Source organism: Streptococcus sp. 4094 (assembly GCF_013277125.1).
Lineage (GTDB): Bacteria > Bacillota > Bacilli > Lactobacillales > Streptococcaceae > Streptococcus.
Window position 1 is genome coordinate 1 of the sequence record NZ_VMMI01000001.1, and the last position, 25,919, is coordinate 25,919.

The window sequence follows — 25,919 nt, forward strand, 5'->3', positions numbered from 1 at the left end:
ACGGACTGAAAGTCACATAATATAAAAAAGTCGAGGGATTTCCTCGACCTTTTCATATTATTCTGTTCGTTAGTTCTTAATACCAGCCATTGTTAAGCCAGAAGTTTTTAGCAGCAGTCCATGAACCGTAACGTCCTGCAACGTAGGCATCTGCTACACGTTCTTGGTTTTCAGCTGAGTAGTCACCGTTCAGGTATGAATCTGTCAATTGGTAACGTCCGATGTAACGTCCGTTTGTAGCTGTGTAGCTACCGCCTGATTCTTTTTGAGCGATCCATTCTTTGGCTTCTGCTTCAGATCCGCTTACAGTTGAAGCAACTGTTTCTTCTGCTACTGTTTCACCTACTACTGGAGTTTCTTCCTCTACTTCTGTAGTTTCTGCTGCTGGAACTGAAACAGTTTCATCTTGAGCTGCTGGAGCTGCATAAGTCGTTGAAGCTGGTGCCACTGGCGCTGCTGGACCGTTGATAACCAACTCTTGGCCAACATAAATCAAATGAATGTTGTCAATGTGGTTGTTTTCTGCCAATTTCTCAACTGTTGTGTTGTGAGTTTCAGCGATTTCTGAAAGTGTATCACCTTCTTTAACAGTGTAAGTTGATGATTCTTGAGCAGATACAAATGATGGAGCAAATACTGCAAACAAGGCAGCTACTCCTGCAAGAGTTGTTTTAATCTTTTTAGTTGTTGATTTCATATTTGAAAATTCTCCTTCTTTCTATACTTCTATCATACCCTTTAAATATTACTGTTTCTTGACACTTTTATGTAGAAATATTACAAAATTATTTTTTATTTCCCTAAACAAGCCATTTTTTGTCATAAAAGATACTATTTTTATGCTATTTGAGGTATTAGAAAGGTTTTCATCCGCAATTAAAGCCAAGACCTTTATTCTTTGATATAATAGAGATAAGAATTTTTATAAGGGGAAACTGATGAAATCACTTCGTTTTCAATCTGTCTTTGATATCATCGGACCGGTTATGATTGGCCCATCTAGTAGCCATACCGCTGGTGCTGTTCGCATTGGGAAGATTGTCTCTTCCATTTTTGATGATACTCCGACAGAAGTCGAATTCCAACTTTTTAACTCATTTGCCAAGACCTATCGTGGTCACGGGACAGACCTAGCCCTTGTTGCAGGTATTTTGGGCATGGATACAGATGATCCTGAAATCCCAAACAGTCTGGAGATTGCCCACAAACGTGGTATCAAGATTGTCTGGACTATTCAAAAAGACAGCAATGCTCCGCATCCTAATACCACTAAAATTACCGTTAAAAATGCCCATAAAACTATCAGTGTGACTGGCATTTCTATCGGGGGAGGAAATATTCAGGTAACCGAACTCAATGGCTTTGCCGTCTCTCTCAATATGAATACACCGACTATCATCATTGTTCATCAAGATATTCCAGGTATGATTGCCCTCGTTACGGAGGCCCTTTCACGCTATGGTATCAATATCGCCCAGATGAATGTCACTCGTGAAAAAGCTGGTGAAAAAGCCATTATGATTATCGAAGTTGATAGTCGCAACTGTGATGAGGCTATCGAAGAAATTCGAAAAATCCCTCATCTCCACAATGTCAATTTCTTTAAATAGGAGGAAGCATGTTTTATTCTATCAAAGAATTGGTCGAGCAGGCAGAACTGGACTTTCAAGGAAATGTCGCAGAACTCATGATTACAACAGAGTTTGAATTGACCGGTCGTGAACGTGAAGAAGTCTTCCTTCTCATGGAACGCAATCTGGAAGTCATGAAAGCCTCTGTCCAACTTGGCCTCAATGAAAATAAATCTCGTAGTGGCCTGACAGGTGGAGATGCTGCCAAATTGGAACACTACATCAAAAACGGAAAAACTCTGTCAGATTATACTATTCTCTCTGCTGCCCGAAATGCCATTGCAGTCAATGAACACAATGCCAAAATGGGCTTGGTTTGTGCCACTCCGACCGCAGGAAGTGCTGGCTGTCTGCCTTCCGTTCTCACTGCTGCTATTGAAAAATTAGACCTCAGCCACGAGCAACAGCTGGATTTCCTCTTTGCTGCCGGTGCCTTTGGACTAGTCATCGCAAACAATGCCTCTATCTCAGGTGCTGAGGGTGGCTGTCAGGCCGAAGTCGGCTCTGCCTCTGCTATGAGCGCTGCCGCCTTGACTCTGGCTGCAGGCGGGACACCCTATCAAGCTAGTCAAGCTATTGCCTTTGTCATTAAAAACATGCTGGGCCTCATCTGTGACCCTGTGGCCGGTTTGGTTGAAGTTCCCTGTGTCAAACGTAATGCCATGGGAGCAAGCTTTGCTTTCATTGCAGCAGACATGGCCCTGGCAGGTATCGAATCTAAAATCCCTGTGGATGAAGTGATCGATGCCATGTACCAAGTGGGGTCAAGCATGCCAACTGCCTTTCGTGAAACAGCTGAAGGTGGACTTGCTGCCACCCCTACTGGTCGTCGCCTCCAAAAAGAAATTTTCGGAGAATAAGTTTATCAAATAGGAGAAACCATGATCTCTATCACAGCGATTTTTTTCGATCTGGATGGAACCCTCGTTGACAGTTCTATCGGGATTCACAATGCCTTTACCCATACCTTTAAAGAGCTAGGAGTACCTAGCCCTGATGCCAAAACGATTCGTGGTTTTATGGGACCACCTCTCGAAAGTAGTTTTGCGACCTGCCTTCCCAAAGACCAAATTTCTGAAGCCGTACAGATATACCGTTCTTACTACAAGGAAAAAGGTATCCATGAAGCTCAACTATTTCCTCAGATTGTAGACTTGCTTGAGGAGTTATCGAGCAATTACCCTCTTTATATCACCACTACAAAGAATACTCCAATCGCTCAAGACATGACTAAAAACTTGGGAATCTATCATTTCTTTGATGGCATTTATGGTTCCAGCCCTGAAGCACCCCATAAAGCAGATGTCATTCGCCAAGCCTTGCAGACACATCAACTAACACCAGAACAAGCCATCATCATCGGAGATACCAAGTTTGATATGCTGGGAGCTCAAGAAACAGGCATTCAGAAATTGGCCGTCACTTGGGGGTTTGGAGAGCAAGCAGATCTACTAAACTATCAGCCTGATTATATCGCCCACAAACCCTTAGAGGTTTTGGCGTATTTTCAATAACATAGACTGGGCAACAACTCCATTTCAGAAGAAAATGGAGCAAGTTTCTACATAACAAAACGCATATTACCAAGGTTCTTCAGACCTGATAATATGCGTTTTTCTTTTTTATTCAACGTGGGTTGTTTGATTGGCAAAGGCGATAATGGCTTGCTTCAATTCATCTCCACTGAGAGTGCGGAACTCTTCAATTTTTTGATTTATGGATTCTAAAGGCATGACATTAACCTTACCAACGAAAATCTTATCCATAACTTGGTTATCAACAAGTTCGGTTGATACCAAGAGTTCTTCGTAGAGTTTTTCACCTGGACGGATTCCAACTTCAACGATTGGAATTTCGCTCTCAGTGTGACCACTTAGAAGCACCATTTTCTTGGCCAAGTCATAAATCTTGACTGGTTTGCCCATATCAAGGATAAAGACTTCCCCATCTTTGGCATAAGCACCAGCATGGATAACCAAACGGCTAGCTTCTGGAATGGTCATGAAGTAACGGGTCATGCGGAAGTCTGTCACCGTTACAGGACCACCTTCAGCAATCTGACGTTCAAAGACTGGAATGACACTGCCACGGCTACCAAGAACATTTCCAAAACGAACTGCACAGTAGGTTGATTGGCTACGTTGGTTAAAGCCAGTGACAATCAACTCAGCCACGCGCTTAGTTGCTCCCATAACATTGGGTGGATTAACCGCCTTATCTGTTGAAATCATAACCATCTTAGGTACTTTGGCTTCATCAACAGCCTTAGCCACATTGTAGGTTCCACGGATATTGTTTTTGAAGGCTTCTTTTGGATTGCGCTCCATCATAGGAACGTGCTTGTGGGCAGCCGCATGATAAACAATAGCTGGCTTGTACTGCTCAAAGACTTGCAAGAGACGGTCATAGTCTTGAATATCGGCAATAACTGGTACATAATCAATCCCTTGGAACTTGCGAATCAATTCATGATAAACAAGGTAGATTGAGTTTTCCCCATGCCCGAGCAAGACGATGCGTTCAGGATTGAAGCGACTAACTTGGCGACAGATTTCAGAACCGATTGAGCCACCAGCACCTGTAACCAAGATCGTCTTACCTGTAAGTTCTGCGCCCAGACGCGATTCATCAAGACGAATTTCTTGACGTCCCAAAAGGTCCGTAATATCAATTTTTTGGAACCCAGTAGCTGCTTGGTGAAGACCTTGAACAACCGTTTCAACCTTAGGCATCTTGTAACATTTGACACCCAGCTTATTACACATCTGCAAGATACGCTCATATTCTGATGGGTCAAGCGACGGAATCGCAACGATAACACGTTCGATTTGGTGGCGTTTGGCTAATTCTGGCAGATCATCATATGAACCCAAAACAGGGATTCCACCAAGTTTTTGACCCTTTTTCTTAGCATCCTTATCCAAAATACCGACCAGTTCCAAATCACTGGTTGGATGTTGGTAACTATCCATAAAGAGGGCCCCACCATCACCAGCACCAATCAAGAAGGTTCGACGGTGTTCTCCATCGCCACTTCCTTTTTTGCGTCTAGAGTAGATTAACTGCCAAGTAATCCGTGGCAATAAAATCAAGAAGGTACTCAACAAGATAAAGAGAATGATGAAACGGATTGAAAAGAGTGGCAAGAAGGCATAGCAGATACTATATGACAAGACGCTGCTCGCAGTCACACCAAAAAAGATTTTCATAAAATCTGTGATCTTGCTGTAACGACTGATACTAGCGTTCAAGCCCCAAAATCCAATCATCAATTGATAAAACAAGAAGGCCAAACTCGTATAGATAATGTAGTCAACAGGTGCTGGGTTAATTAGTCCGTAAAATAAGATATAAGATACAATGATGGAAACCACCATACTCAAAATATCAAATATGCCCCAGAAGACTTGTTTTTGTTGTTTATTTAAAATTTCCACCAGATCAATCACATAATCTGTTAGTTTTTTATTCATGTCAATCTACTCCTCCTTAAAAGAGCTGGATATTTATATTGTTATTATAACACCTTTTGTCCTGTTTACGATTTGCTACAATCTTTTACTTGCTTTTTCGTAACAGTTTCATAAAAATAAACTGTCGGACAAATCCTGGACAAAGAGCAACAACCATCTGAATGGCAACACTCTTGGCATACTCCATGTAAGAAATTTGCCCTCTCTTCAGCATGCGCTGACGAGCCTGACGATAGAGTTTAAGGTAACGCAGTCCCCCACGACGCTCAAACATCCCTGCTCCAACACGAACCTTACACAAGATTTGATCCAGATTTCCAGTCTTGGCTCCTGCAGCAATCATATTGAGCCAGAGGAGGTCATCCTCCATATAAAGGCCATCCTCATAGTTGCCTGCCTTGAGAACCATGTCCTTCTTGAACATAACAGTCATGTGGTTAAAGGCACTTCTCATCCTTTGATAAACTACAATATCTGCATGTTGGGTTGGAACACGACGGTAAGAAACAATCTCATCAGGATTATCAATAAACTCTGCAATATGTCCACCTAATAGGTCGAGCTTGTCCTTCTTCATTAACTGAACCTGTTTCTCAAAACGCTCTGGAACAGCTATATCATCCGTATCCATACGGACAATAATATCATACTGACACTGCAAAACACCCTGTCGAAGAGCCAGACCCAAACCTTGATTCTGCTCAAGAGGATAGCGTTTCACTGGAATATCAGACTCCGCTTCAAGCTGGTCTAATACCTGATAGAGCTCAGGTGTCAAAGGTCCATCCTCAACCAGAACCAATTCGCTCGGTTTCAGGGTCTGATTTTGAACACTCTCAATAGCATCCTTTAAAAATGTCGGATTTTCCTTGATATAGACCGACATCAATACGCTGATTTTTTGCTTTTCAGACACAGTTTTTCTCCAATGTATAGATTTCCTTCCACTATTTTATCATAATTTTCAAGACTTTCCCATTTTTATCTTGAAAGCCAGAAACCTTACTTGACATTATAGTCAAAAAGCCTTAAAATAAGCTGTTATTAAAATCAGCTAGAAGAGGTATTATATGAAAAAGCAATCACTCTTTTTTGTTCCAGGTATTATCCTGATTGGTGTTTCCTTGCGGACTCCTTTTACTGTTTTACCCATTATTTTGGGAGATATTTCGCAAGGACTGGGCGTAGAAGTTAGTTCACTTGGTGTCTTGACCAGCCTTCCTCTCCTCATGTTTACCCTCTTCTCACTATTTTCTACCCGACTGGCTCAGAAAATCGGCTTGGAGCATCTCTTTACCTACAGCCTTTTCTTCTTGACCATCGGTTCTCTCATTAGACTAATCAATCTGCCTCTGCTCTATCTAGGAACCTTGATGGTTGGGGCAAGTATCGCAGTCATCAATGTTCTGCTTCCTAGTCTTATCCAAGCCAATCAACCAAAGAAAATTGGTTTTCTGACTACCTTATATGTAACCTCTATGGGGATTGCAACGGCTCTGGCCTCCTATCTGGCTGTGCCTATTACACAAGCCAGTTCTTGGAAAGGACTTATCATCCTCCTCACCCTGCTCTGTCTAGCAACTTTTTTGGTCTGGCTCCCAAATCACCGCTATAATCACAGACTAGCTCCACAAACCAAACAAAAAAGCAAAACAAAGGTCATGCATAATAAACAGGTCTGGGCAGTGATTGTCTTTGCAGGTCTTCAATCCTTGCTCTTTTACACCGCTATGACCTGGCTACCTACCATGGCCATCCATGCAGGCCTTTCCAGTCACGAAGCTGGCTTACTGACTTCTATCTTCTCTCTGATTAGCATTCCTTTTTCAATGACCATCCCAAGCCTGACAACCAGCTTGTCAACTCGTAACCGTCAGCTCATGCTCACTCTGGTCTCACTAGCTGGTGTGGTCGGCATTTCCATGCTCTTTTTCCCAGTCGGTAATTTCTTTTACTGGCTTACCATCCATCTCCTCATCGGAACCGCAACCAGCGCCCTCTTCCCTTATCTCATGGTCAATTTTTCACTCAAGACAAGCGCTCCTGAAAAGACAGCCCAATTGTCCGGTCTATCTCAAACAGGAGGCTATATCCTAGCAGCCTTTGGACCAACCCTCTTTGGTTACAGTTTTGACCTTTTCCACTCTTGGGTACCAGCTGTAGCTGCCCTCTTGCTGGTGGATATCCTGATGACTATCTCACTCTTTATAGTAGATCGCGCGGATAAAATTCTTTAATTATTCTAAAATACTTCTCAGATATAAATAATGCAAAGCCAGACTCTGTCTGGTTTTTTAGCTTCATTCCTTTTCAAATAAAGAGAAGTATCCAGCCAACCACTGCCCCTATCTAAAAAAATGGTATAATATTATTAGACAAAGTCCTAGATACAACTTGTTTAGATTAGAACAGTATGGGAACCTAAAAAATTATTACTTTTTGGAATTGAAGTCCGGCATAGTTATTGATAGACCAGAGATCTATCTGAAGTAAAATCTTGAATCAACTTTAACTGTTTCAACGCCATTAAGAAGAGTTAATTTGATAAAAAATCTCAATTGTCCAAGGACTATAAAAACATTTAAGGAGAAATTGATATGTTCGCAAAAGCTGGAGACGTCTATTGCGTTTACAATACCCATCTAAAAAAATACACAGCTTGTCAAATAACGAAGTTAGAAGAGAAAGGAGAAAAGCTAAAGGCTATCCTTCTGTCATTAGACTGGGTAGGAGAACAACCTCTTAAAGAAGAAGAACTATCCTCATTGAAGCCACTCTACAAAGATTTTATGTACTGGGAACGAGGCCTACACCTAAGTTATGTAGATATTAATGTCCCAGCCAATTATATTTTTATCGGAAATAGATCACCTTTAACGACTGAAAGCACCAATGCATATGAGGTTTCTTGGGGAAATGGCTACGACGTTTATAGGCAACTAAAATGGCAAGAAATACCAAAAGAAAAAAGAGACTTCTTTAAAAAGGCGGATAAGAGCAAGGAAAAGGTCCTATTTCTAGGGGAAGAATGTGCTATTTCTAGGCAAAATCTGAATAGTAAACTGACAGAGTTTGATGATGCTCTGGAATTGAAGGTTTTCCCTTGCTTGTCTGAACTGATCTTAAACAAATGGCCTCAAAATTTATACGAGTATCTACAGTTCAATCCATTTTTGAAGGTGATGAAGCTTGAAAACCATGAACAAACAAAGTTAGATTTCTCTCATACATATCTACGTAGACTGACCCTTGATATGACCGGCGTAAAGGAACTTCAATTAAACGATGATTTGGAAGAATTAATTTTAATTGGCGACTTTAACGAAAACTGTCAGATCCAAGCCAAAGAAAATGGAGCTAATTTACGGTTACTGCTTCATAAATCTGTGCCCATAGTCCAGGGATTAAAAGATTTAGGGGCTCTACATTGCTCAGGTATTCTGGAAATCGATTTTGCACAAGTCTTGAGTTGCTATCCTAAACTTAGGGAATTGAGATTGTGGGGAAAACCAGGAAACATCCGTAATTTCTATAAATTATCAGAATTCAAAGAACTAGCCGTTTTTTCAACCGTCGACCTGTTTGGCTTTACCGCAAAAGATATTCCTAGACCAGAAGATTTACCGAAACTAAACATGTTTTGGATGAGTAGCTTACCCGAAGATGCCGCTAAAGTAGCTAAAACATATTATAAAAAACAACAAGAAAAGGGACTAAATCTCTGGATTCAAAAACCTAGAAAATCTGAATGGCTGGCACAAAACTTGAACAATCCATTTCGTTCATGGGATGGGCAAGAGAATATTTCAGCCGCAAACGCAAAAAAGGCAGCTACTCTATATAAAAAGACGAGAGCTGGTATTAGCAAGCTCGTTAAGAGTTCAGCTGACGAAATGATGCAGCAAGTCACTGACTTAGTAAGAGTTTATACCGAAGGCTTTAATAAAATGGACAAGCGTAACTGTTTTATTGAAACAAGCGAACGGGAGGACATCTACGCAGCTCTTGTTGATCTTTTAAATTTGATACCAGCTGAATTCAATATCAATAAAGAAAAACTGTTACAAGTATTTGACGAGCTAAGGGATTTTTAGATTGAAAGTTTGCTTAAGTCAATGTTTAAAATGGAGACTATTATGACTCGCTTTATACAAAATATCACAATAGAAAATCGGCAAGTCGACAGGGAAAATTTGTTTGCAATCGGTTACTGTCCAGAGATTGAAAAGCCTCTGCTGTGTGTTCATATCTCTTGGATTGCAGGCTACGACCGCTATTATGAGTTGGATGAAGGCGATAGGGCTCTCTTTGAAATCAATCGAGAAATATTTCTCAAAAAATATGAAAAAGAAATCAAGGCACATCTGACTGAAAGATTGATTGGTGCTGGGGCGTTGAGGGATTATGATTTTAGATGTTTGCCTGATGACATCCTAGAAAGCTTGGACAAATACCCTCCATTTGAAGGCTATGTCTATCAAGATGGCTTACTCCTCGCCAGAATCAAGATTGAAGACAGGTATTTTAATCTTACGCCGATTTACGATAAAGAGTACAGATAGTAATTGCATCAAGATTCGGATAGAGATACATAAATGTATATAAACAATAAGTGTTGAAACAATTATATCGGTGGTAGTGATGGACTGGAGAATTTCGCCCTTTGTAAAATAACTACCCGAGAATAATCAGGAGGTTGCCATGGCAATAGACGGAGTAAAGATTATAGACAGCGATGATGCTTACGATATTTATAACACCATAGTGGGAAGATATAAAAACGGCGAAAATATTGCTAAGATAATCGAAGATATTTTAAATGATGAAAATAATTTTTGTATAGATGATTTTTATACTGAGATTTATTGGACAGCCTTTGCCTACTCCTTGTGGAAGATTGGACATTTACCAGAAGACATAAAAAATAAAACTCTCAAAATTATCGAAAAAGGAGCGGATAAGTTCTGGCTTGAAATTGACAGCAAAGCATTGAAACAAAGACAGAAAGTACTTGATAAACTAGCTATTCAGCTACAAAGTATCAATCCGAAACCTCTTAAAGTTCCAAAGGCAAAAACAAAGAGGGAGCCGTACTTTAAGGTAGGAGATGTGCTTGTAGTTCAATTTGAAAATGAATACGGAGTCGGTTTTGTTTCAGCTCTCAACCAAAGTACGAGAAAAATAGAATATCACCTAGCCTTTACAAGGTTGCTACAAAAGAATAAGCCCACTATGACGGATTTTTTGAATAGCGAGATTGCTTGCAAGATGAATAATAGACAGTATGCTATTGATACTGACTGTTGGTTTAATCACAAGGATTTGGGGCTTTTACTAGATAAATTTGAGAAGATTGGTAAGGTCATATTAGAAGATTATGCTCTGTGGACTTTAGCACCTGCCTGCACCTTGGGTGATATATATGAAGAAATCACAGCGAGTAAGGGAGCCCGAGGTCTTCGTTTTATGGAGACGTATAAATTGATAAAAGCTATGGAATAAATGAGGAAGATAAGGGTTTAGATGGGAAAGGAATCTGTTTCAAAGCATATCCTAGATTATACATCATGATTCTAGCTTATCTTTAAAATATAAATTTCTGTGAAATAGCTGATGTTCGTTCCTCTAAACTTCTAGTTTTAGCTAGAAGTTTTTTATATATAAAAATTTTACACATTTCTCTTGACAGGGCTTTCTTTTAGATGTACAATGTATGTGTAGAAAAATTATATATAAAAATCTTACACATTAGAAAAGGAGGTTTCTCATGTACTTTCCAACATCCTCTGCCTTGATTGAATTTCTCATCTTGGCCGTACTGGAGAAAGGGGATTCTTATGGTTATGAGATTAGCCAGACCATTAAGCTGATCGCTAATATCAAAGAATCCACACTCTATCCCATTCTCAAAAAATTGGAAGGCAATAGCTTTCTGACAACCTATTCTAGAGAGTTCCAAGGTCGCATGCGCAAATACTACTCCTTGACAAATGGTGGTATAGAACAGCTCGTGACCCTAAAAGATGAATGGGCACTTTATACAGACACCATCAATGGCATCATAGAAGGGAGTATCCGCCATGACAAGAACTGAATACCTGACTCAGCTAGAACTCTATCTCAAAAAACTGCCTCAGGCTGACCAAATTGAAGCCATGGACTATTTCAGAGAACTCTTTGACGATGCTGGAGTCGAGGGAGAAGAAGAACTCATCGCTAGCTTGGGAACTCCTAAGGAAGCAGCTCACGAAGTCCTCTCTAATCTTCTCGATAAAAAAATCAATGAGGCACCCGCTCAAAAGAATAACCGACAAATTTTGCATATCGCCTTGTTAGCTCTCCTTGCAGCACCCATCGGTATTCCTCTGGGAATCGCCATCCTCGTGTCCCTGTTCGCAATCTTTGTGGCAGCCTTGACTGTCATCTTGGCTTTCTTTGCGGTTTCCATACTTGGTATCATCGGCGGATTCCTATTTTTAGTTGAAAGTTTCACTGTCTTAGCCCAAGCCAAATCAGCCTTTATCTTGATTTTCGGTTCTGGTTTACTGGCTATCGGTGCTTCTTCGCTAGTTTTACTAGGTATTTCCTATGTAGCTCGTTTCTTCGGTCTACTCATTGTTCGCTTGGTGCAATTTGTTCTCAAAAAAGGAAAGAGAGGTGACCAGCATGCGTAAATGGACAAAAGGATTTCTCATTTTTGGTGTAGTGACTACCGTTATCGGATTTATCCTGCTCTTTGTAGGCATCCAATCTGACGGAATCAAGAGCCTACTTGCCATGTCCAAGGAACCTGTCTATGATAGTCGGATGGAAGAGCTGACCTTTGGTAAGGAAGTCGAAAACCTAGAGATTACTCTCCACCAACACGCGCTGACCATCACAGACTCTTTCGATGATCAAATCCACATTTCTTACCATCCATCACTTTCTGCTCACCATGATCTTATCACCAATCAGAACGATAGAACTCTGAGTCTCACTGATAAGAAACTGTCTGAAAGTCCATTTATCTCTTCTGGAATTGATGGGATTCTCCATATTGTAAGTAGTTCATCTAATCGTTTTAATGATGTCATCATCGGACTACCGAAAGGGAGAACTCTAAAAGGGATCAACATCTCAGCCAATCGCGGACAAACCAGTATCACCAATGCCAGACTTGAAAATGCGACCCTCAATACAAACGGCTATATCCTCCGAATTGAAGGAAGCCGTATCAAAAACAGTAAACTCACAACGCCCAATATCGTTAATATCTTTGATACAGATCTAACAGATAGTCAGCTAGAATCAACAGAAAATCACTTCCACGCTGAAAATATCCAAGTCCATGGTAAGGTTGAACTGACTGCCAAAGATTATTTCCGAATCATCCTAGACCAGAAAGAAAGCCAACGAATTAACTGGGACATCTCAAGTAACTACGGTTCTATCTTCCAATTCACAAGAGAAAAGCCTGAATCAAGAGGCACGGAATTAAGCAACCCTTACAAAACTGAAAAAACCGATGTCAAGGATCAACTCATTGCGAGATCTGATGATGATATTGAACTAATATCCACACCAAGCAGACGTTGACAAAAACGCTTACATTTGCTACTATAGAAGCATATTTATCTAACTAAAAAGGAGGTTCTACCATGAAACAAGAATGGTTTGAAAGTAATGATTTTGTAAAAACAACAAGCAAGAACAAGACTGAAGAGCAAGCTCAAGAGGTTGCAGACAAGACTGAAGAAATGATAGCCGATCTCGATACACCAATTGAAAAAAATACTCAAGTAGAGGAGGAAGTCTCTCAAGCTGCAGTCGAACTGGAAAGCCAGCAAGAAGAGACAATTGAAACGCCTGAAGACAGTGAAGCGAGAACAGAAATAGAAGAAAAGAAAACGTCTAATTCTACTGAAGAAGAGCCAGACCTTTCTAAAGAAACAGAAAAAGTCACTATAGCTGAAGAGAGTCAAGAAGCACTTCCGCAGCAAAAAACAACTACGAAAGAGCCACTTCTTATCAGCAAATCCTTAGAAAGTCCTTATATCCCCGACCAAGCTCCAAAATCTACGGATAAATGGAAAGAGCAAGTGCTTGATTTTTGGTCTTGGCTAGTGGAAGCCATCAAATCTCCTACAAGCAAGCTTGAAACAAGTAGCACACACAGCTACACAGCCTTTCTCTTGCTCATTCTGTTTTCTGCATCTTCCTTTTTCTTTAGTATCTATCACATCAAACAAGCCTACTATGGACATATAGCAACCATAAACAGCCACTTCCCTGAACAACTAGCTCCTTTAACTCTCTTTTCAATCATCTCTATCCTAGTAGCAACCACACTCTTCTTCTTTTCATTCCTCTTGGGTAGTTTCGTTGTGAGACGATTTATCTACCAAGAAAAGGACTGGACGCTAGAAAAGGTTCTCCAACAATATAGTCAACTCTTGGCAATTCCAATCTTCCTCACTGCTACTGCTAGTTTCTTTGCCTTCTTTGACAGCCTACGATTTACAGCCCTTTTGTGTGTGATTAGCATTGGAATCATTCTGCTTGCTAATCTCCATATTATTACAAGACCAAGTCAAGCAAGTGAAACCGACTCCTTCTATCAGTTATTCTTGTCTGTCCTTGTGAACGGAGTGATCATCCTCCTCTTCTTTGTAGCTGAAGTGGCACTGATTGGAGATTATCTTCGTATCTTGGCCCTTCTTTAAACTTCATACTCTTCGAAAATCTCTTCAAACCACGTCAGCTTCGCCTTACCGTAGATATATGTTCCTGACTTTGTCAGTCTTATCTACAACCTNNCTTTGATTTTCATTGAGTAGCAATCCTGTCTTTCATGGCAGGATTTTTCTATGCCAAAAAAGCAAGTCAATTGACCTGCTTCTGCTTTACTCTTCTTGTGTTAATGTTTTAAAATCTTTGTCTAAGATGGGTTGCACTTCTAATTGATTGGCATCTAGTTGGTGGTAAGATGCTGATGGTAGTGACTCTAGGAATTTTGCATAGTCCAAGCGGGCAATGGCTTCATAGTTTTCTGGTTTAGAGCCATCTCCTGTGATTTGAACCAAGTCAATCTCCCACTTGACTTCCTTATCCACCAATTGCTCCATATAGGCTACAGGAACAAATGGCTCTCTCGGTAAAACAGTCTTGACTCCTTGAGCTAGATGGTAAACGCCATGCACTTTTCCTTCTCCATCCTGATAGAAGGAAACTCTCGCAAAGTAGGCATCGGTCTCTTGAACTGCACGCACACGCGCTTCAAACTGTGCCAAACCATCTTCCCCTAAAAAGCTTTTCAAATCCTCATGACTAAAGAAAACAGGATTAAAAATTCCTTGGCAAATCGTAAAGCGCGCTCCAGTGTCTGCCAAATGGGCTTGAATACTTGCTTGAAAATAAGCTTCAAAATCAAAACCATCTAGCCCTTCAATCTCAGTTCCTGTATAAGCAAGCAGAGCATCTAAAAATGACTTGATAATCTGCCAGTCTGTCTTCGTGAGTAGGTCAGGAAGATCGACACGATATGCCTTTTGATCATCAGCATAACTGACCTTAAAAAGAAATTGCGATTTCCCCACTATCGCACATTCGATATACTCGAGACGGTTAAGAGGCTGACGGAGATAGACAGCATCATAACTATGCGACTCCAAACCGTCTAGCAAGGCCAAGATCGACTTGGCAGTCAAAATCTCCTGTTCTCCTAAAATGCTCTGTTTATTTGGAATAAAAAATGTTTTCGCCATAACTGGGCTCCTTTGAAATCGTTTACATATAGTATACCTTATTTTTCTGAAAGATACAAAAACAAACTTTATACTCTTCGAAAATCAAATTCAAACCGCGTCAGCTTCGCCTTGCCGTACTCAAGTACAGCCTGCGGCTAGCTTCCTAGTTTGCTCTTTGATTTTCATTGAGTATTAGATTTTTGAGTACAAAGCATAGAAAAACAGCCCCTGAGGACTGTTTGATCTTATACAGTAGCTGCTTGATCCAAGCTTTCACCGATAGCGGCTAGGCGCTCAATCACTTCAGCTTGTGTCAATTCATGTTCTGAAACATAGCGGTTACGTGGGTGAACACGGCACTCGTGTGAGCATCCACGAAGGTACTTGTCTTCATTTTCTTCTGATGTCAAGATACGACGGTTACAGAAGGGATTTCCACAGTTGACATAACGTTCACATGGTGTTCCATCAAACCAGTCTTTCCCTACGATGGTTGGGTTGACATGGTTGACATCAACGGCGATACGCTCGTCAAAGACGTACATTTTTCCATCCCAAAGCTCACCTTGAACTTCTGGGTCTTTACCGTAAGTTGCGATTCCTCCGTGCAATTGGCCAACATCTTTGTAACCTTCACGGACCATCCAACCTGAGAATTTTTCACAGCGAACGCCACCTGTACAGTAAACCACGACACGCTTGTCCATGAATTTTTCCTTGTTATCACGGACCCACTGTGGCAACTCACGGAAGTTGCGGATGTCTGGGCGGATAGCCCCACGGAAATGTCCTAGGTCGTACTCATAATCGTTACGTGTGTCAAGGACAACGGTATCTTTATCAAGAAGCGCTTCTTTGAACTCTTTTGGAGACAAGTAAGCACCTGTTGTTTCAAGTGGGTTGATGTCATTGTCAAAGTCGTTGTCTTCCAAACCAAGGTGGACAATTTCTTTCTTGTAGCGAACAAACATCTTCTTGAAGGCTTGTTCATTTTCTTCGTCAATCTTGAACCAGAGGTCTTCCATACCTGGGAGGCTGTGAACGTAGTCCATGTATTTTTGAGTTGTTTCATAATCACCTGAAACTGTTCCGTTAATTCCCTCGTCAGCGACTAGGATACGGCCTTTAAGGCCGATCGATTTACAGAAATCCAAGTGGTCTGCAGCAAATTGCTCTGCATTTTCAATTGGAGTATAAAGGTAGTAAAGTAAGACACGAATATCTTTTGCCATAAGATTTGTTCTCTTTTCTATTCTTAAATTTTCTAAATTTTTTATTTATCCATACCAGTATACCTGCTTGAGAAAACGAATGCAATTTATTTGACTGGAAATTGCTATATTTCAATTTAGAAAAAAATTTCTTGTACACTACACTTAGTATCAATCATATTTTAAAAAATCCTTGGATTTTCCAAGGATTCATTTTTAAACTTTTTTAGCTTTAGCCATATAGAACAGTTGGAGTAAAATACCAAGGATAGCCATGCCGATAACGATAAAGAAGGCCATTGTATAATCTCCTTGGTTTGCCTGTGCAAGACGTGCTCCTAACTGAGGACCAGCAATAGCAGCTACGCCATAAGCAGTAAACATCCATCCATAGTTTGTCCCTACGTATGTAACTCCCCAGTTTTCAGCAGTAATTCCTGGGAATGAACCGAGGAAGCCTCCAAATGACAAGGCAACCATCATAATTCCAAGGATGGCCAAGATGCTTCCAGGACCTTTGAATAAGGCTGTGAGCAACAAACCAGTAGCAACCGCTCCAAACATGGCAATAACGGTAGGATAGCGACCAATCTTATCAGATACCGTACCCCAGAAGATACGACCAAATGTATTAGCGATAGATACCAGCATAACAAAGAGTGTAGCTTCTCCTACAAGTTTATACTGGTCAGAAATTGATGCTGCAGTACCGATAATCATCATTCCACCAGTAGCACCAAGAACGTAAATCAACCATAGAAGCCAGTAATTTCCATCACGAAGCATTTCTTTGTAAGTTTTACCTTCTGGTTGAGCTGTTCCAGATGCCGGCGCTGCTGCAGGAGCTTTCTCCATTACCAATGAAGAAGTACAAATAACAATTAGAAGAATGATACCTAATACTTTGAATGTTGAGTAAACACCCATAGAAGCAATCAAAGCTTTGGCAACTGGACCGATAATGAGTGGGCCTAACCCGAAACCTGCTGCTGTCAAACCACCAGCTAAACCTTTTTTATCTGGGAACCACTTAGTGGCAACTGAAGTAGATGCTCCATAAGCTGAACCAATACCAAGTCCTAGGACAACCCCATAAGTGAGGTACAGGACTGGAAGAGAAGTAGCAAATCCAGTAGCAAACATACCAGCACCGAAGAGAATACCACCTAGGAATACAAATTTCTTAGGTCCTGCTGAATCAACCTTAGGACCGAAAATAATCATACCAACAGGTACCATTGCAAAAGAAATACTAAAGGCCAAAGAAGTTTGGGCTTGAACCCATCCTTGACTAGAATTGGTTTCTAGCAGCGCCTTTTGAAAGACTGACCAGGCGTAACCAGCACCTAGAGATAGATTCGTTAAAATGGCTGCTGCCAAAATTAACCATCGATTGGGTGTTTTTTTCATTTGAATAACCTCATGTAAAATTTCTTGTTCCTAAAAAGAATAAAGAACAACTTTTATCATTTTTTCACCTACCTCGTTTAAATTGATCATTGTATAAATTTTTAAGTATATAGAACTATGTAAATGATATACATCTATATACGACTGCTTAAAAATTTGTATCTATAGATCTCTTAAATCAGAACAAGATGAATTTTCACAATGTTAAGCGCTTTCATTGTACTCTTATTATAAGCTACTTTATTCTAAAAATCTACTTAATAAAAATTAATAAAGATATAAGAAATTTTAATATTTTAATCACCTGTTATCATTTTAATATTGTTTGCATCATCTAATTCGGATAATTATCTAAATAAGGTAAAAAATCACTGCCTCCCCCAGACCAACCTGAGGAAAGCAGTGATTCTTATTTTAGGAGTTAGGAATGAATGTAAGGAACTACATTTGACGTTACTATACTAAAAATCAAAAACAAGGTATAATCTTTATTGAAAACGACCATAAAGATAACCACTTAAACACTAAGTACACCTTCCTACAAGTCATCCTTTACCTCCAATCTCTCTAAAACAAACCATTTTAATAACCAAAATCCGACAACATAGCCAGCCCCTAAGAATATAGCTATAAAAGCTAGCATGGGATTCAGGAAAGAAAAAACCACTACAGATACAAAGGTTAGCACAAAAACATTAAATGCAATGGTGTCAGAAGCCAAGACTAGAATATAGGGTGTCAACCAGTCTAAGATTTTTGAATATGGAAAAAATAAGTGTTTATACATGATACGTTCCTATACAGTATAGAGAGTATAAGCGCAAAGAGATACCCAGATTAATAATTCTATATCCTAACTAAATCCTCTAATGTGGCCATAAAACTGAAGCTGCCGCCCCACCAGCTGCACAAATTAAATAAATCTGCGGAGTTGGGAAGGGGATTGTCTGTGCACAAAGCGAAAGCCCCTCAACTGCACCACCTACTCCACTTAAAAATCTGTCTGCAAGTTGTTTATCACCAGCTGTTATCATTGTTAATTTTTCATCGGATAAAATGATAAAATTATTTACTGATTGTTCCATTCTTTTCACACTTTCTTTGTTAAATTAATTTGGCTAGTAGACAAAAGATAAACTAAGGCATTAAAGACAATGAAAATATTTCCATAAAGTAAAATCAGTCTCTCATCCAAACCAAGATAAAGTTTTACCGCCAAAAAGATGAGCAAAAGAATTTGAAACCATAACGTTTTTCCAAAAATAAATTTAAAGCGTTTTTGAATGTCTGATTCCTTGATTTTTACCGCCAAACCTTTATTAGCAAGAAGGAAAACTCCTGCTTCAAATAAGCCACTGTAGAGAACAATCCACCCAATCGATACATTCGAGATTTTCAAAAATGTACCTAAAAGAATATCCAAAACACTACTCAAGAAAATAATAAGAAATAATCTGTATTTCATATAAATCACCTCCTTTTACTACTATTTCCAATCTACTATATCGCTAAAAGTTTAACTTGCTCTAAAAGCTCCCCAAGCCGCTGTACAAAACTGTGCTCCTAAAACCCCGCCGGCAAGAGTTCCCACAACTGGGATAACACTCCCCAGAGCTGCACCTCCTATTGTACAAATTCCTAATGCTTGAACAACTTCTCCAGCCCCTACTTTATCTCCACCTTCAACACGAGCAAGCATTTCATTATCCATAACAGAAAATTGTGACATTGTTTTTGTATTCATGATGAATACCTCCTTTTTATTTTTAATTTTTGTCTTGTTGCAACCTTAACAACATCAATATATCATAATTAACTGATATCATTTCTTTAAAATCATAAAATGTCTTTTTTTCATCACGAAATGTTTTTCATAAATTTTATCAAAGACCAAAACTAATATATACTATCGTCAACTATAAAAATCAATGGTTCATCTTACTTAATAAAAATTACTGTTCATGACAATATAAATACCGTTTACGATTTAGCAAGAAGTTTTTTAGTAAAGTTTGGCATAATATACCTATCTACTATATGAAAGGAATTGCCAATGACTTCTTATAAACGTACATTTGTTCCTCAAATAGATGCTAGAGACTGCGGTGTTGCTGCCTTAGCCTCGATTGCTAAATTCTATGGTTCAGATTTTTCTCTAGCTCACTTGAGAGAACTTGCAAAGACCAATAAAGAAGGAACGACTGCCCTTGGCATTGTAAAAGCCGCTGATGAAATGGGCTTTGAAACAAGACCTGTTCAAGCAGATAAAACGCTCTTTGACATGAGTGATGTCCCCTATCCATTTATCGTTCACGTTAACAAAGAAGGAAAACTCCAACATTACTATGTTGTCTATCAAACAAAGAAAGACTATCTGATTATTGGTGATCCTGACCCTTCTGTAAAAATCACTAAAATGTCAAAAGAACGCTTTTTCTCTGAATGGACTGGAGTAGCTATTTTTCTAGCTCCCAAACCCAGCTATCAACCCCATAAAGATAAAAAGAATGATCTACTAAGCTTCCTTCCTCTGATTTTCAAGCAAAAATCTCTCATTGCTTACATTGTTCTCTCAAGCTTATTGGTCACGATTATCAATATAGGTGGTTCTTATTATCTCCAAGGAATCTTGGATGAATACATTCCAAATCAGATGAAATCAACTTTAGGAATCATCTCAGTTGGTCTGGTTATCACCTATATCCTCCAACAAGTCATGAGCTTCTCCAGAGATTATCTCCTAACTGTTCTGAGTCAAAGATTAAGTATTGATGTAATTTTGTCCTATATTCGCCATATTTTTGAACTTCCTATGTCTTTCTTTGCGACACGTCGTACAGGAGAAATCATTTCACGGTTCACAGACGCTAACTCTATTATAGATGCCTTGGCTTCTACCATTCTTTCTCTTTTTCTGGATGTTTCTATTCTGATTCTTGTAGGAGGCGTCTTACTGGCACAAAACCCTAATCTCTTCCTTCTTTCTCTTATTTCCATTCCTATATACATGGTCATCATCTTTTCTTTTATGAAGCCTTTTGAAAAAATGAACCATGATGTCATGCAAAGTAATTCTATGGTTAGTTCTGCCATTATCGAAGATATCAACGGGATTGAAACTATCAAGTCGCTCACGAGTGAAGAAAATCGCTATCAAAATATAGACAGCGAATTTGTAGATTATTTGGAAAAATCCTTTAAGCTCAGTAAATATTCTATTTTACAAACGAGTTTAAAGCAGGGAACAAAATTAGTTCTGAATATCCTTATCCTATGGTTTGGCGCTCAATTAGTCATGTCGAGTAAAATTTCTATCGGTCAGCTGATTACCTTTAACACACTTCTTTCTTACTTTACAACTCCTATGGAAAATATTATCAACCTCCAAACCAAACTCCAATCTGCGAAGGTCGCTAATAACCGTTTGAACGAAGTCTATCTAGTCGAATCTGAATTCCAAGCCCCAGAAAACCCTGTTCATTCACATTTTTTGATGGGCGATATTGAATTTGATGACCTTTCTTATAAGTATGGTTTTGGACGAGATACCTTAACAGATATTAATCTCACGATTAAACAAGGAGATAAGATTAGCCTAGTTGGAGTTAGTGGTTCTGGTAAAACAACTTTAGCCAAAATGATTGTCAATTTCTTTGAACCCTACAAAGGACATATTTCCATCAATCATCAGGATATTAAAAACATTGATAAGAAAGTCTTGCGCCGTCATATTAATTACCTACCCCAACAAGCCTATATCTTTAATGGCTCTATCTTGGAAAATTTAACCTTGGGCGGTAATCATATGATTAGCCAAGAAGATATTCTAAAAGCTTGTGAATTAGCTGAAATCCGTCAAGACATTGAAAGAATGCCTATGGGCTATCAAACTCAGCTCTCTGATGGAGCTGGTCTATCAGGAGGACAAAAGCAACGAATAGCCCTCGCTCGTGCTCTTTTAACTAAATCTCCTGTTTTAATACTAGACGAAGCCACTAGCGGTCTTGATGTCTTGACTGAGAAAAAAGTTATAGATAATCTTATGTCCCTAACTGATAAAACCATTCTCTTTGTAGCCCATCGTCTCAGTATAGCCGAACGAACTAACCGTGTCATTGTTCTTGACCAGGGGAAAATCATTGAAGTTGGTAGTCACCAAGAGTTAATGCAGGCGCAAGGCTTCTACCATCATCTATTCAATAAATAAGGAGAATGTCATGAATCCTAATCTTTTTAGAAGCGTCGAGTTTTATCAGAGACGTTACCATAACTATGCGACAGTGTTAATTATACCTCTTTCATTACTACTTACTTTCATCTTGATTTTCTCCCTTGTTGCCACAAAAGAAATTACTGTTACTTCCCAAGGAGAAATCGCTCCTACAAGTGTCATTGCATCCATTCAGTCAACCAGTGATAATCCTATCCTTGCTAATCATTTAGTGGCAAATCAAGTAGTTGAAAAAGGGGACTTACTCATCAAATACTCTGAAACAATGGAAGAAAGTCAGAAAACTGCCTTAGAAACTCAATTACAAAGACTTGAGAAGCAAAAAGAAGGACTTGGAATTTTGAAACAAAGCTTAGAAAAAGCAACTGATCTTTTTTCTGGCGAGGATGAATTTGGCTACCATAATACCTTTATGAATTTTACTAAACAAGCTCATGATATTGAGCTAGGTATCTCAAAGACTAACACCGAAGTTTCAAATCAAGCCAATCTTGCCAATAGCAGTTCATCAGCTATTGAACAAGAAATTTCAAAAGTTCAACAACAAATTGGAGAATATCAAGAGCTGAGAGATGCTATCATAAATAACAGAGCACGCTTACCAACTGGCAATCCGCACCAGTCAATTTTGAATCGTTATCTTGTAGCCTCACAAGGACAAACACAAGGAACTGCAGAGGAGCCATTTTTATCTCAAATTAATCAAAGTATTGCAGGTCTTGAATCATCTATCGCAAGCCTCAAAATTCAGCAAGCTGGTATCGGAAGTGTAGCAACTTATGACAATAGTTTAGCAACCAAAATTGAAGTACTCCGTACTCAATTTTTACAAACAGCCTCACAGCAACAACTAACCGTGGAGAATCAATTAACAGAATTAAAAGTACAACTAGATCAAGCAACGCAGCGCTTAGAAAACAATACCTTAACCACCCCAAGTAAAGGTATCATTCACTTAAACAGTGAATTTGAAGGTAAAAATAGAATTCCAACTGGTACAGAAATTGCTCAAATATTCCCTGTCATCACAGATACAAGAGAAGTACTAATCACTTACTACGTATCTTCTGACTATCTACCTCTACTAGATAAAGGACAAACTGTAAGATTAAAACTGGAGAAAATTGGAAATCACGGCATTACCATCATCGGCCAACTTCAGACAATTGATCAAACTCCTACCAGAACAGAGCAAGGAAATCTCTTTAAATTAACCGCTCTTGCAAAACTATCTAATGAGGATAGTAAACTCATCCAATACGGCTTACAAGGTCGCGTCACTAGTGTAACTGCAAAGAAAACATATTTTGATTATTTCAAAGATAAAATTTTAACCCATTCTGATTAATTTTCAGATAACACTCTATAACTATTTATTATCTTATCAAAAAGGAGAATCATAACATGGATAAGAATCAAAACCTAACCTCATTTCAAGAACTAACAACTACCGAACTCAACCAAATTACAGGTGGAGGATTGTGGGAAGAGCTATATGAAACTATAACAACACCATTAAAATTACGGACTACTTTCAAACCATAAAAAATCTATAGAATTATAAAAACGCATAATATCAGATTTCAAAATGACTGATACTATGCGTTTTATCATGAAAAGATTATAGAAGATACAAGTCACCCATCCCCACCTATACTTCTATATCTAAGACTTGTTTAAATCTAAAATTAGAACTTGTAGTTTTTAGAATGATATTTGGGTATTTTGTCAAAATACTATTAACATTAGACAAACCAACTCCTCTATTCTGCCCTTTAGACGACATTCCTCTCTCAAATATTTTTGTAACATCAATCTCTCTATCTAGGGTCGGATTTTGGATAATTAAAACTTGCTTATTATTTCTCATATCTTCAAAAAAACAAACACTTAGAGGTTCCTCGACAGTGGCGCTTGCAGCGGCCTCTATCGCGTTATCTAACAATATAGAAACAACTGTTAAAAAATCAATTTCCTCAATCTTTTTGATAACGATTGGTTTTTCTATTTCCAAAGAAACTGGCACTAGTAAACTCTGAGCCTCGGATAATTTTGAGATTAATAAACTCTTCAAGGATAAATCCTCTATATTTCTCAATCTCACTACATCAAATTTTGTATCTTTTAAATTTTTCCCTGAGTCTTTCAAGACACTGTCATAAATTTGAGCAACTAAATCAATATCTTTTCGGTCTATCCCTATCTTTAAACTTGTTAAGATATTTGCATAATCATGCCTAAAGCTTCTAACCTCTTGATAAAGTCCTTCTACTTGTTTACTATAGCTCTTAAGATTTTGAAGTTGAATCTCTTTTTGAAGTACTAAATCTTTTTGCAATTCCTCACGTACATTTCTGTCCAGTATATTAACAAAATAGATAAATAAAAAGAAATAGATTGCAGTTATAGCTCCTTGATAATGATTTACAGATAAATTCAGGCTGTTTTTAATGTAACCAATAAAAGGAATAAGGATAAAATAACCCAACATTGCAGCATTAGCAATCCTCATTATTTGATCCAGATGTTTATCCAACACTTTACTTCTTAAATAGCTAAAATCATACTGAAAAACTTTTATTATAAGCAAAGATAAGAGACTTGCTAAAATTGAGAAAATGGTAGCATCGTAATAAACATATATTTCTGTTAAACTAACAAAATTAGGAATAATAAAATCAACAAAAAAATCATAGATAATTGACCAAAATGTGATAGGAAACAGAGCATAAAAAAGTGTCAATATCAGACTGTACTTCTTTTTATCCAACAAAAATGTGTAGATAATAAAAAAGATGGGATAATCTAGTACTGTAATAACAACAGGGATATAGAACATCTTAATCAAGGTTAAAAGTAAAAACTCTAATAAAAAATAGAAAAACAATAACTCTAAAGATCTCTTTATAGTCAATTGATAGCCATAAATTTTTGCATGAAGAAATAAAAGTATGTAAAAATTCAAAGATACTAACACAAATGACATTTACTACTCCTTACTATCATGTAAATCTTTAACTATATTCAGCAATTCCCTCATTTTTAACCTAGATACTAGGCAACTTGACCCGTTCTTCAAATAGACTAGTTTTTCTTCCTTATCTATTGAAGAGATATTATAAGGATTCACAATAAAAGAACGATGACACTGAACCAATCTGGGTTCTTGTTTCAATATATCAGAAATTTTACCGTAAAATTCTATTCTTTCTCTCATAGAATAAAGAACTAGCTTATGAGGAATCATTGACGTTTCTATATAAAGCAAATCCGAAAATGGAACCTGAACGAGTGCTTTAGAATTTGTAAACACAAAAGAATCTTCAGTCATTAGTTGATGTTTATTCTTGTGAACATAAGCGATTGCCTTTTCCACACGTTCCCTAAAAGCACTTTCAGGTAATTCCTTATCAATAAAATCTAAAGCTGATACTTGATATTGAAAACTAACAGGCATAAATTCTGAATGAGTTGTTACAAAAACAATGACTGCATTTGGATCTCTATCTCTGATTTCCAAAGCAATATCTAACCCTTTTCTAACATCGTTTTTAATTTCAATATCCAAAAAGAAAAGTTGATGACCTCCACGTTCCATCATATCTTCTAACAATTGATTTGGTTTACCATAAACACCACAGTGCTTTACTTCCCAACAATTCTTCTCTAAAATATCATACACCAGATTTTCCATCCTAGTCTGCTGTATAAAATCATCCTCTAATATAAAGATATTCATTTCTCGTCTCCTTTAGTATTTAACCATCTTTCTTTTACAGTTTTAAAATATCTTCTAGAGCAGATAATATCCGATACTCTTTCATCCATAAATAAAATGGTCTTCGTTTCATACTTCAATCCTATTACTTTGGATAAGTTAACAAGAAACTTTCTATGACACCTGAACAATTTCCCCAGACTCATTTCCTCAACTCTAGCTAGGCTCATATACTTCTCAAATACTCCATCAGCTGTAATAAAAATAACAGCATGTGCCTTCGTAGGATGTGTTGTCACATAGTAAACCTTAGAATGAGGCACTTTAACAACTGCTCTGCCTTGGCTTAAAATATATTCTTGCATATTTTTCCTCCTTACTCTCCTATATCATATCAAAACTAGTATCCTATGATGGAAAAAATCTTAAAAGGTATCTGAGTTATCATAAATGGTTATTTTTCAACATTTCATGCTAACAGTTATACAATCTAAGATTTCGACATCTTCTATCGGAT

The 25,919-nt window shown here is 38.3% G+C and carries 27 protein-coding genes and 1 pseudogene; 14 read left to right on the forward strand and 14 right to left on the reverse strand.

Translation table 11 applies throughout. From position 1 onward, the window contains the following. Positions 1-76 precede the first annotated feature (76 nt). Positions 77-697, reverse strand: coding sequence for a LysM domain-containing protein (locus HT721_RS00005; RefSeq protein WP_173228631.1), 621 nt, complete (start codon positions 695-697; stop codon positions 77-79). A gap of 241 nt (positions 698-938) precedes the next feature. Between HT721_RS00005 and sdaAB the strand changes: the two genes are divergently transcribed. The 3 genes from sdaAB to HT721_RS00020 are packed head-to-tail and all read left to right on the forward strand — an operon-like array spanning position 939 to position 3,145. After that, positions 939-1,610: an L-serine ammonia-lyase, iron-sulfur-dependent subunit beta gene (gene sdaAB, locus HT721_RS00010; RefSeq protein WP_000838912.1), complete on the forward strand. Its 672-nt coding sequence runs from the start codon at positions 939-941 to the stop codon at positions 1,608-1,610. An 8-nt stretch (positions 1,611-1,618) separates the two neighbouring features. After that, positions 1,619-2,491: an L-serine ammonia-lyase, iron-sulfur-dependent, subunit alpha gene (sdaAA, locus tag HT721_RS00015; protein WP_173228633.1), complete on the forward strand. Its 873-nt coding sequence runs from the start codon at positions 1,619-1,621 to the stop codon at positions 2,489-2,491. Between the two features lie 21 nt (positions 2,492-2,512). Then, positions 2,513-3,145 (forward strand): HAD family hydrolase, encoded by a 633-nt coding sequence (locus HT721_RS00020; RefSeq protein ID WP_173228635.1) that lies wholly within the window; start codon positions 2,513-2,515, stop codon positions 3,143-3,145. 108 nt (positions 3,146-3,253) lie between these two features. Here HT721_RS00020 and HT721_RS00025 read toward each other — a convergent pair whose 3' ends face one another. From HT721_RS00025 to HT721_RS11350, 3 genes and pseudogenes are all read right to left on the reverse strand, one after another. After that, positions 3,254-5,104: a nucleoside-diphosphate sugar epimerase/dehydratase gene (locus HT721_RS00025; protein ID WP_173228637.1), complete on the reverse strand. Its 1,851-nt coding sequence runs from the start codon at positions 5,102-5,104 to the stop codon at positions 3,254-3,256. 85 nt (positions 5,105-5,189) lie between these two features. Next, positions 5,190-5,990: a glycosyltransferase gene (locus HT721_RS00030; RefSeq protein ID WP_191994256.1), complete on the reverse strand. Its 801-nt coding sequence runs from the start codon at positions 5,988-5,990 to the stop codon at positions 5,190-5,192. Further along, positions 5,970-6,117, reverse strand: a pseudogene (locus HT721_RS11350) (glycosyltransferase family 2 protein); the annotation flags it as partial. The pseudogene HT721_RS11350 and the gene HT721_RS00030, both read right to left, overlap by 21 nt. A 57-nt stretch (positions 6,118-6,174) precedes the next feature. On the opposite strand from HT721_RS11350, the gene HT721_RS00035 reads away from it, so the two are divergent. From HT721_RS00035 to HT721_RS00070, 8 genes are all read left to right on the forward strand, one after another. Further along, positions 6,175-7,341 carry an MFS transporter gene (locus tag HT721_RS00035; RefSeq protein WP_173213221.1) on the forward strand — a complete coding sequence of 389 codons (1,167 nt, stop codon included), beginning with the start codon at positions 6,175-6,177 and terminating at the stop codon, positions 7,339-7,341. 360 nt (positions 7,342-7,701) lie between these two features. Continuing rightward, positions 7,702-9,198, forward strand: a complete 1,497-nt coding sequence (locus HT721_RS00040; protein WP_173213219.1) for a gliding motility protein — start codon at positions 7,702-7,704, stop codon at positions 9,196-9,198. Positions 9,199-9,240: 42 nt separating this feature from the next. After that, a complete protein-coding gene (locus HT721_RS00045; protein ID WP_173213217.1) occupies positions 9,241-9,666 on the forward strand; it encodes a hypothetical protein in 426 nt (141 codons plus the stop codon). 139 nt (positions 9,667-9,805) lie between these two features. Continuing rightward, positions 9,806-10,606, forward strand: a complete 801-nt coding sequence (locus HT721_RS00050) for a hypothetical protein (RefSeq protein ID WP_173228641.1) — start codon at positions 9,806-9,808, stop codon at positions 10,604-10,606. 265 nt (positions 10,607-10,871) lie between these two features. Next, positions 10,872-11,198 carry a PadR family transcriptional regulator gene (locus HT721_RS00055; protein ID WP_023941403.1) on the forward strand — a complete coding sequence of 109 codons (327 nt, stop codon included), beginning with the start codon at positions 10,872-10,874 and terminating at the stop codon, positions 11,196-11,198. Further along, positions 11,185-11,778 (forward strand): DUF1700 domain-containing protein, encoded by a 594-nt coding sequence (locus HT721_RS00060; RefSeq protein ID WP_000198699.1) that lies wholly within the window; start codon positions 11,185-11,187, stop codon positions 11,776-11,778. The genes HT721_RS00055 and HT721_RS00060 overlap by 14 nt, the downstream gene beginning before the upstream one ends. Then, positions 11,771-12,682 carry a DUF4097 domain-containing protein gene (locus tag HT721_RS00065; RefSeq protein ID WP_173228643.1) on the forward strand — a complete coding sequence of 304 codons (912 nt, stop codon included), beginning with the start codon at positions 11,771-11,773 and terminating at the stop codon, positions 12,680-12,682. Before HT721_RS00060 ends, HT721_RS00065 begins: the two co-directional genes overlap by 8 nt. 62 nt (positions 12,683-12,744) lie before the next feature. Further along, positions 12,745-13,809: a DUF6574 domain-containing protein gene (locus HT721_RS00070; RefSeq protein ID WP_173228645.1), complete on the forward strand. Its 1,065-nt coding sequence runs from the start codon at positions 12,745-12,747 to the stop codon at positions 13,807-13,809. Between the two features lie 180 nt (positions 13,810-13,989). Here HT721_RS00070 and HT721_RS00075 read toward each other — a convergent pair whose 3' ends face one another. The 7 genes from HT721_RS00075 to HT721_RS00105 form a co-directional block, all read right to left on the reverse strand. Further along, positions 13,990-14,850 (reverse strand): DUF4299 family protein, encoded by an 861-nt coding sequence (locus HT721_RS00075; RefSeq protein WP_173228647.1) that lies wholly within the window; start codon positions 14,848-14,850, stop codon positions 13,990-13,992. Between the two features lie 227 nt (positions 14,851-15,077). Continuing rightward, positions 15,078-16,064: a rhodanese-related sulfurtransferase gene (locus HT721_RS00080; protein WP_173220065.1), complete on the reverse strand. Its 987-nt coding sequence runs from the start codon at positions 16,062-16,064 to the stop codon at positions 15,078-15,080. Positions 16,065-16,259: 195 nt separating this feature from the next. Further along, positions 16,260-17,453: an OFA family MFS transporter gene (locus HT721_RS00085; protein ID WP_166730974.1), complete on the reverse strand. Its 1,194-nt coding sequence runs from the start codon at positions 17,451-17,453 to the stop codon at positions 16,260-16,262. Between the two features lie 538 nt (positions 17,454-17,991). Further along, positions 17,992-18,240 (reverse strand): immunity protein BlpZ, encoded by a 249-nt coding sequence (gene blpZ / locus HT721_RS00090; protein WP_112444786.1) that lies wholly within the window; start codon positions 18,238-18,240, stop codon positions 17,992-17,994. A 79-nt stretch (positions 18,241-18,319) separates the two neighbouring features. Continuing rightward, positions 18,320-18,538: a hypothetical protein gene (locus HT721_RS00095; protein WP_173213201.1), complete on the reverse strand. Its 219-nt coding sequence runs from the start codon at positions 18,536-18,538 to the stop codon at positions 18,320-18,322. 5 nt (positions 18,539-18,543) lie between these two features. Beyond that, a complete protein-coding gene (locus HT721_RS00100) occupies positions 18,544-18,918 on the reverse strand; it encodes an immunity protein (protein WP_173213199.1) in 375 nt (124 codons plus the stop codon). A gap of 51 nt (positions 18,919-18,969) precedes the next feature. Beyond that, positions 18,970-19,197, reverse strand: a complete 228-nt coding sequence (locus HT721_RS00105; RefSeq protein WP_164226314.1) for a Blp family class II bacteriocin — start codon at positions 19,195-19,197, stop codon at positions 18,970-18,972. A gap of 309 nt (positions 19,198-19,506) precedes the next feature. Here HT721_RS00105 and blpA point away from each other — a divergent pair, with 309 nt between their 5' ends. From blpA to blpC, 3 genes are read left to right on the forward strand one after another with little or no spacing between them, the layout of a single operon-like run. Further along, positions 19,507-21,660 (forward strand): peptide cleavage/export ABC transporter BlpA, encoded by a 2,154-nt coding sequence (gene blpA, locus HT721_RS00110; RefSeq protein ID WP_173228650.1) that lies wholly within the window; start codon positions 19,507-19,509, stop codon positions 21,658-21,660. Positions 21,661-21,670: 10 nt separating this feature from the next. Continuing rightward, positions 21,671-23,032 carry a bacteriocin secretion accessory protein gene (locus HT721_RS00115; protein WP_173228651.1) on the forward strand — a complete coding sequence of 454 codons (1,362 nt, stop codon included), beginning with the start codon at positions 21,671-21,673 and terminating at the stop codon, positions 23,030-23,032. A gap of 56 nt (positions 23,033-23,088) precedes the next feature. Next, complete coding sequence (gene blpC, locus HT721_RS00120) at positions 23,089-23,229, forward strand: quorum-sensing system pheromone BlpC (protein ID WP_173213192.1); 141 nt, start codon at positions 23,089-23,091, stop codon at positions 23,227-23,229. 106 nt (positions 23,230-23,335) lie between these two features. Here the strand turns inward: blpC and HT721_RS00125 are convergent, their stop codons facing one another. Genes HT721_RS00125 through HT721_RS00135 form a run of 3 tightly spaced genes read right to left on the reverse strand, consistent with a single transcriptional unit; the run spans position 23,336 to position 25,767 of the window. Beyond that, on the reverse strand, positions 23,336-24,670 hold the full coding sequence (locus tag HT721_RS00125) for a GHKL domain-containing protein (protein ID WP_173228653.1): 1,335 nt from the start codon (positions 24,668-24,670) through the stop codon (positions 23,336-23,338). Between the two features lie 3 nt (positions 24,671-24,673). Then, positions 24,674-25,423, reverse strand: coding sequence for a response regulator transcription factor (locus HT721_RS00130; protein WP_164226697.1), 750 nt, complete (start codon positions 25,421-25,423; stop codon positions 24,674-24,676). Further along, positions 25,420-25,767 (reverse strand): LytTR family DNA-binding domain-containing protein, encoded by a 348-nt coding sequence (locus HT721_RS00135; RefSeq protein ID WP_112444768.1) that lies wholly within the window; start codon positions 25,765-25,767, stop codon positions 25,420-25,422. The genes HT721_RS00130 and HT721_RS00135 overlap by 4 nt, the downstream gene beginning before the upstream one ends. Positions 25,768-25,919: the final 152 nt, after the last annotated feature.